Raw genomic sequence first — 7,573 nt, 5'->3', positions numbered from 1 at the left:
CGGCATGGTCGACATCGAGTTCGAGGGCATCTGGACCCGCCTGCAGGAGGAGCTGAAGAACGGCACCGCCGGCGAGGACGCCAACAAGTCCGAGGACGAGCTGAAGGCCGAGTACCGCTCGATCGCCGAGCGCCGCGTCCGCCTGGGTCTGCTGCTGTCGGAAGTCGGCCGCCGCAACAACATCCAGGTCACCCAGGACGAGGTCAACCGCGCCCTGATCAACGAAGCCCGCCGCTTCCCGGGTCAGGAGCGCCAGGTGTTCGAGTTCTTCAAGCAGAACCAGCAGGCCCTGGAGAATCTCCGCGCCCCGATCTTCGAGGACAAGGTGGTCGATCACATCCTGGATCAGGCCAAGGTGACCGAGAAGGCCGTCAGCGTCGAAGACCTGACCAAGGACGAGGACGAGGCGGAAGCCGCCTAACTCCCCAAAAGGAGTGGGGGCGGACTACCATCCGCCCCCAAAGGTTCCTATATGTGGTTCCGTGCCGGCAACGATCACCGGTTCAGCCAACTGCGGGGGCAGGGAAGAACACATGTACGACTTCGAGCCGAAGATGAATGCTCTGGTCCCGATGGTCATCGAACAGACCAACCGGGGCGAGCGCGCGTACGACATCTATTCGCGACTGCTGAAGGAGCGGATCATCTTCCTGATCGGCGGAGTGAACGACGCCGTCGCCAGCCTGATCTGCTCGCAGCTGCTGTTCCTTGAGTCGGAGAACCCGAACAAGGACATCGCGCTCTACATCAATTCGCCGGGCGGCTATGTCTCGGCCGGCCTCGCCATCTACGACACCATGCAGTACATCCGTCCGCAGGTGTCGACGGTGTGCATGGGGCAGGCCGCCTCGATGGGATCGCTGCTGCTGGCTGCCGGCGCGCCGGGCAAGCGCTTCTCGCTGCCCAACAGCCGCATCATGATCCACCAGCCGTCGGGCGGTGCCCAGGGTCAGGCTTCGGACATCGAGATCCAGGCCCAGGAGATCCTGAAGCTGCGCTCGCGCCTGAACGACATCTACGTCAAGCACACCGGGCAGGACCTCGACACCATCGAGACCGCCATGGAGCGCGACAAGTTCATGTCGCCGGAAGAGGCGAAGGCCTTCGGTCTGATCGACGAGGTGGTGGAGAAGCGCCCCGGCGTCGACCACCATTCGTGAACCCCAGGTCCTCGGCCCTCCCAACAAAGGGTTGATCGGGTCGTGACGCTGTTGTTGAATGGCAGTGACACGATCCGGTCATAGGGGAGGTCCCGAAAGGGACCCGGATATGCGGATCGTGATGCGTCGCCAAATCGGCGCATGACCTTGTCGCGGGCGTCGTCCGCGATAACCTGAGTAGGACCGGCGTCGGGGGGCGCCGCGAACGGGCATGGCCCTGGGGGCCACGCCTCCCGCGAGATGACGGAGTACCGATGAGCAAGTCCAGCAGCGGCGATTCGAAGAATACGCTCTACTGCTCCTTCTGCGGCAAGAGCCAGCACGAGGTCCGCAAGCTGATTGCCGGTCCGACGGTGTTCATCTGCGATGAATGCGTCGAACTGTGCATGGACATCATTCGCGAGGAGAACAAGACGACCCTCGTGAAGTCCCGCGACGGGGTTCCGACTCCGCGCGACATTCATGCGGTGCTCGACGATTACGTCATCGGACAGTCCTACGCCAAGCGCGTGCTGTCGGTGGCGGTACACAACCACTACAAACGCCTCGCCCACGGGACGAAGCACAACGACGTCGAGCTGGCGAAGTCGAACATCCTGCTGATCGGCCCGACCGGCTGCGGCAAGACGCTGCTGGCCCAGACCCTGGCCCGCATCATCGACGTTCCCTTCACCATGGCCGACGCCACGACGCTGACCGAAGCCGGTTACGTCGGCGAGGATGTCGAGAACATCATCCTCAAGCTGCTCCAGGCCGCCGACTACAATGTCGAGCGGGCGCAGCGCGGCATCGTCTACATCGACGAGGTCGACAAGATCAGCCGCAAGTCGGACAACCCGTCCATCACCCGCGACGTGTCGGGCGAAGGCGTGCAGCAGGCCCTGCTGAAGATCATGGAGGGCACCGTCGCCTCCGTGCCGCCGCAGGGTGGTCGCAAGCATCCGCAGCAGGAATTCCTGCAGGTCGACACCAGCAACATCTTGTTCATCTGCGGCGGCGCCTTCGCCGGTCTCGACAAGATCATCGCCCAGCGCGGCAAGGGCACAAGCATCGGCTTCGGCGCCGATGTCCGTTCCGCCGACGAGCGCGCCACCGGCGAGATCCTGCACGAGGTTGAGCCTGAGGATCTGCTGAAGTTCGGCCTGATCCCCGAATTCATCGGCCGTCTGCCGGTGCTGGCGACTCTGTCCGACCTGGACGAGACCGCTCTGGTCGAGATCCTGAGCAAGCCGAAGAATGCCCTGGTCAAGCAGTATCAGCGGCTGTTCGAGATGGAAGACGTCCATCTGGAGTTCTCCGAGGATGCCATGAAGGCCATCGCCCACAAGGCGATTGCCCGCAAGACCGGCGCCCGCGGCCTGCGGTCGATCATGGAAGCCATCCTGCTCGACCCGATGTTCGACCTGCCGGGCCTGACCGGCATCGAGAGCATCCTGGTCAACAAGGAGGTGGTCGAGGGGCGGGCCAAGCCGCTCTACGTCCATGCCGAACGGCGCAGCGAGGCTCCGGGCGCCTAGTTCAACCGGCGACACTGACTTGACAATCGAAAGGGGCGCTTCAGCGCCCCTTTTTCTTTGCCTCGGAAAAGGCAGGCGCGGCGAGCTTGCTGGGGCGTGCAATAATCGCAAGGAAACTCAACTGCAGTCGTAAGGATGGCATACCCATAAAATTAATGAATCGGAAAAAATAAGCTGATAGCCTTACCCTGAAAGTTTGGATGCCCAAGAACAGCCATGTTGCTTCGGCTCGTGCTTCGGCGATTCCGACCGCTTAGAACAGAAAATCGCGGTGGGCGAGCAATGAAAATTCGGAATTTCCTTTATGTGTGCCTGACATGCGTCGGGGTGGTCTCTGCCATCCCCGCTACATGGCTTGCCGTGCAGGAGAGCGCGTCGGCCGGACGGGCCGCCGATGCCCGGAACATCGTCGATGTGGTGGGCGCCGCCACTGCGGTGAGCGAGGCGATGGCGCTGGAACGGGGTGTGGTCAACCTGCCATTGACGTCGGCGAAGAGCCTCGACGATGCCACCCGGGCCTCGCTGTCGAAGGTGCGCGCCCAGGCGGACACGGCGCTTGCCGCTTATGTCGCTGCCATCAAGCTGTTGGCGGACGCCAGGGCCAGTTCGGAAAGCGCCGGATTGGCACAGCGGCTGTCGGAGGTCCGGACCATGACCGACGGCTGGCTGGCGAAGGAGCCGTCTGCCCGCCCGGCCGACGCCTCGGCGCAGTTCTTCGCCGGCATGGTCAAGGTCGCCGAGCAGATTGCGGTCACGACGAACCGGCTCAATCACCGTCTGAACGATCTCGATTCGACCGTGGGCGACCGTGTCGACATCGCCATCCGGGCTGCCGCCCTGCGCGAGCAGGCCGGCCAGCAGTCGGTCCTGTATCTCCGCACCCTGGGCAGCGGAAAGCCGATGATCCCGGAGGCCGAAGCCGAGGCGATGACGCTGGAAGGGCGGATCATGGCCAACTGGAGTTCGGTCGAGGACGACATCGTCGCCGGCGAGATGGAGCCATTGCTGCGGACGGCGCTGGAGACGGCGCGCAAGGGCTATATCCAGGGCTTCGGCGCCTTCAAGTCCCGGGTCCTGGCGGCGTCGCGTGCCGGCAAGCCCTACGACCTCGATGGCGCGGAATGGCGCCGCTCGGCGTCCCCGCTGCTTCAGGATCTCCTGGCGATCCGTGATGCCGGCGTCACCGTCGGCCGCGAGCTGGCGTCCGACCATCATGCCGCGGCATTCCGCCGCATGATGCTGGCAATCGGGGTGATGATCGCCGGCTTTGCCGCCCTGATCGGCGCTGCGGTCGCGATCACCCGGCGGGCATCGCGTCCGATCGTCGAGCTGGCTGGGGTGATCGGTGCCATCGCCGGCGGCCGGCGCGATCTCACGGTGCCCCATGCCGGGCGCAGCGACGAGATCGGCGAGATGGCCGGTGCCATCAATGTCCTGCAGACCCGTGCCCGCGAGGCTGACGAGGCCGAAGCCCGGCGCCAGTCCGAGCGGGAGGAGCGCGACCGTCGCCGCCACGACTTCGAGCAGGCCACCCAGCAGTTCGTGTCCAAGCTGGAAAGCATCGTCACTCATCTCTCCTCGACCGCCCAGTCGGTGCGCGGCAACTCGGAACGGGTCACGGCCAACGCGCAGAACGTCTCGTCGCTCTCCTCCTCGGTCGCTTCGGCGTCGGAACTTGCCAACGGCAACATCCAGACGGTGGCGGCTGCGGCGGAAGAACTGCAGGCGTCCATCGGCGAGATCGGCCGGCGCATCGACGACGCTTCCAAGATCGCCCAGGACGCGGTGCGCGAGGCGGGCAGCACCGCCGGCATCGTCGCCACCCTGGCCGAACGCGCGGCCGGGATCGGGTCGGTGGTGGATATGATCAGTTCCATCGCATCCCAGACCAATCTGCTGGCGCTGAATGCCACCATCGAGGCGGCACGGGCGGGGGAGGCCGGCAAGGGCTTCGCTGTGGTGGCGAGCGAGGTGAAGAACCTCGCCGGCCAGACCGCGAAGGCGACCGATGACATCCAGATCCGCGTCAGCGAGATCCGCGAGGTCAGCGGCAGCGCCGTGTCCGCCATCGACGCCATCAGCCGCACGGTGGTCGCGATCAGCGAAGCGGCATCCGCGGTCGCCGCCGCCGTCGAGGAGCAGAACGCCGCGACGCGGGAGATCGCCCGCAACATCCACGCCGCTGCCCAGGGAACGGTCGAGGTGTCCGGCAGCATCGGGCAGGTCGCCGGGACGGCGGAAAGCACGCGGATTGCGTCGGCGGAACTGTTGACGGCCTCGCGCGGCCTGTCGGAGGAGGCTGGAACGCTGCGGAACACCGTCGATGGCTATGTAAGCAGTCTCAAAACCGCGTGACGGAACGAAAAGGGGGAGGTTCGCGGCGGTTTGCGGCGGGGTTGCCGCCTGGAAACCGCCGTTTGCCTTGTTCAGCCCCTTGAAGGGCGCAGGACCGTGTGCCACGTTAGTCGGGTGCCGTAGGCGGTCTCCGCGCTCAACCCGAGGCGGGGGCTGTGTCAGGCCCATTCCGGGCTGGCGGCGATCCATTCATTGAGGCCCTGCCCATGATCGAACTCTCCCGTGGTGCCCTCTACCCGGTCCTGCCGCTGCGCGACATCGTGGTCTTCCCCCACATGATCGTGCCGCTGTTCGTCGGGCGCGAGAAGTCCGTGCGCGCGCTGGAAGACGTGATGAAGGATGACAAGCAGATCCTGCTCGTCACCCAGAAGAACGCCGCGCAGGACGATCCGACTCCGGCCGACATCTACAGCGTCGGCACCGTCGGCACCGTGTTGCAGCTGCTTAAGCTGCCGGACGGGACCGTCAAGGTGCTGGTGGAAGGCGGCCAGCGCGCCGCCATCACCAAGTTCGCCGACAATGAGGAGTTCTTCCAGGCCCAGGCCGAGCTGGTCGAGGAAAAGACCGGCGAGAACCAGGAGCTGGAGGCGCTGAGCCGCGCCGTCGTCTCCCAGTTCGAGCAGTACATCAAGCTCAACAAGAAGATCCCGCCGGAGGTGCTGGTCTCGATCAACCAGATCGAGGAAGCCGGCAAGCTGGCCGACACCGTCGCTTCGCATCTGGCGCTGAAGATTCCGGAAAAGCAGCAGCTGCTGGAATGCGCCACCGTGTCGGAGCGTCTGGAGCGAGTCTATGCCTTCATGGAAGGCGAGATCGGCGTGCTGCAGGTGGAAAAGCGCATCCGCAACCGCGTCAAGCGGCAAATGGAGAAGACCCAGCGCGAGTACTACCTGAACGAGCAGTTGAAGGCGATCCAGAAGGAACTCGGCGAGACCGAAGACGGCCGCGACGAGTCGGCCGAGCTGGAAGAGAAAATCAACAAGACCCGCTTCTCCAAGGAAGCCCGCGAGAAAGCCTTGGCCGAGCTGAAGAAGCTGCGGTCGATGAGCCCGATGTCAGCGGAAGCCACGGTGGTCCGCAACTATCTGGACTGGATGCTGTCCATTCCGTGGAAGAAGCGCACCAAGGTGAAGCGCGATCTGAAGCTGGCCCAGAAGGTGCTGGACGCCGACCATTACGGCCTGGAGAAGGTCAAGGAACGCATCCTTGAGTATCTCGCCGTCCAGAACCGGATGAACAAGGTCAAGGGACCGATCCTCTGCCTGGTCGGGCCGCCCGGTGTCGGCAAGACCTCGCTCGGCAAGTCCATCGCCAAGTCGACCGGCCGCAACTTCGTCCGCATGTCGCTGGGCGGCGTCCGTGACGAGGCCGAGGTGCGCGGTCACCGCCGCACCTACATCGGCTCGATGCCCGGCAAGGTCATCCAGGGCATGAAGAAGGCCAAATCCTCCAACCCGCTCTTCCTGCTGGACGAGATCGACAAGCTCGGCGCCGACTGGCGCGGCGACCCGTCGTCGGCCCTGCTGGAAGTGCTGGATCCGGAGCAGAACGGCACCTTCAACGACCATTACCTGGAGGTCGATTACGACCTGTCCGACGTGATGTTCGTGTGCACGGCCAACACGATGCGCATGCCGCAGCCACTGCTGGACCGCATGGAGATCATCCGCGTCGCCGGCTATACCGAGGACGAGAAGGTCGAGATCTCCAAGCGCCACCTGATCGAGAAGCAGATCGAGGCGAACGGCCTGAAGAAGGGCGAGTTCACCATCTCCGACGATGCGTTGCGCGATCTGGTCCGCTATTACACGCGGGAGGCCGGTGTCCGTTCGCTGGAGCGCGAGATCGCCAATCTCTGCCGCAAGGCGGTGAAGGAGATCCTGCTCAAGAGCGGTGGCAACGCCAAGGTCGCGGTCACCCGCCGCAACCTTGACAAATATGCCGGCGTGCGCCGCTTCCACTATGGCGAGGCGGAGCTGGAGGATCTGGTGGGCGTCACCACCGGTCTGGCCTGGACCGAGGTCGGTGGCGAGCTGCTGTCGATCGAGGCCGTCGGCCTGCCGGGCAAGGGCCGCGTCACCACCACCGGCAAGCTGGGTGACGTGATGAAGGAATCGGTCCAGGCGGCCGAGAGTTACGTCAAGTCGCGCGCCGTCGCCTTCGGCATCAAGCCGACGCTGTTCGAGAAGAAGGACATCCACGTCCATGTTCCCGAAGGCGCCACGCCGAAGGACGGCCCGTCGGCCGGCGTCGCCATGGCCACCTCCATCGTCTCGGTGCTGACCGGCATTCCGGTGCGCAAGGACGTGGCGATGACCGGCGAGATCACGTTGCGCGGCCGGGTGCTGCCGATCGGCGGCTTGAAGGAGAAGCTGCTTGCCGCACTGCGTGGCGGCATCAAGCATGTGCTGATCCCGAAAGACAACGAAAAGGATCTGGCTGACATCCCGGACAACGTGAAGCGCGGGCTGGAGATCATGCCCGTCGGCACGGTGGACGAGGTGCTGCGCAACGCTCTGGTCCGTCCGCTGGAGCCCATGA

General features: G+C 64.7%; 4 protein-coding genes and 1 pseudogene. All 5 read left to right on the top strand.

Features of this window, described 5'->3' with window-relative positions; genetic code table 11:
- Positions 1 to 421: pseudogene (locus tag I71_RS00155) on the top strand (trigger factor); the annotation flags it as partial.
- A 112-nt stretch (positions 422 to 533) separates the two neighbouring features.
- Complete coding sequence (clpP, locus tag I71_RS00150; RefSeq protein ID WP_042688570.1) at positions 534 to 1,160, top strand: ATP-dependent Clp endopeptidase proteolytic subunit ClpP; 627 nt, start codon at positions 534 to 536, stop codon at positions 1,158 to 1,160.
- 254 nt (positions 1,161 to 1,414) lie between these two features.
- Positions 1,415 to 2,677, top strand: a complete 1,263-nt coding sequence (gene clpX / locus I71_RS00145; protein WP_042688569.1) for an ATP-dependent Clp protease ATP-binding subunit ClpX — start codon at positions 1,415 to 1,417, stop codon at positions 2,675 to 2,677.
- A gap of 327 nt (positions 2,678 to 3,004) precedes the next feature.
- Positions 3,005 to 5,032 carry a methyl-accepting chemotaxis protein gene (locus tag I71_RS00140; RefSeq protein ID WP_148294104.1) on the top strand — a complete coding sequence of 676 codons (2,028 nt, stop codon included), beginning with the start codon at positions 3,005 to 3,007 and terminating at the stop codon, positions 5,030 to 5,032.
- Positions 5,033 to 5,238: 206 nt separating this feature from the next.
- Positions 5,239 to 7,573 (top strand): endopeptidase La (gene lon / locus I71_RS00135; RefSeq protein ID WP_042688568.1); only part of this gene is annotated, 2,335 nt, incomplete at its 3' end.

The organism is Azospirillum sp. B506 (assembly GCF_000333595.1).
Classification (GTDB): Bacteria; Pseudomonadota; Alphaproteobacteria; order Azospirillales; family Azospirillaceae; genus Azospirillum.
Note: the sequence above shows the minus strand (reverse complement) of the source record. Positions and strands in the feature narration are given on the sequence as shown.

What these genes read in the sequence shown, in the direction of transcription:
- clpP (WP_042688570.1), top strand. Translation starts at nt 534, where the DNA reads ATGTACGACTTCGAGCCGAAGATGAATGCTCTGGTCCCGATGGTCATC.
- clpX (WP_042688569.1), top strand. Translation starts at nt 1,415, where the DNA reads ATGAGCAAGTCCAGCAGCGGCGATTCGAAGAATACGCTCTACTGCTCC.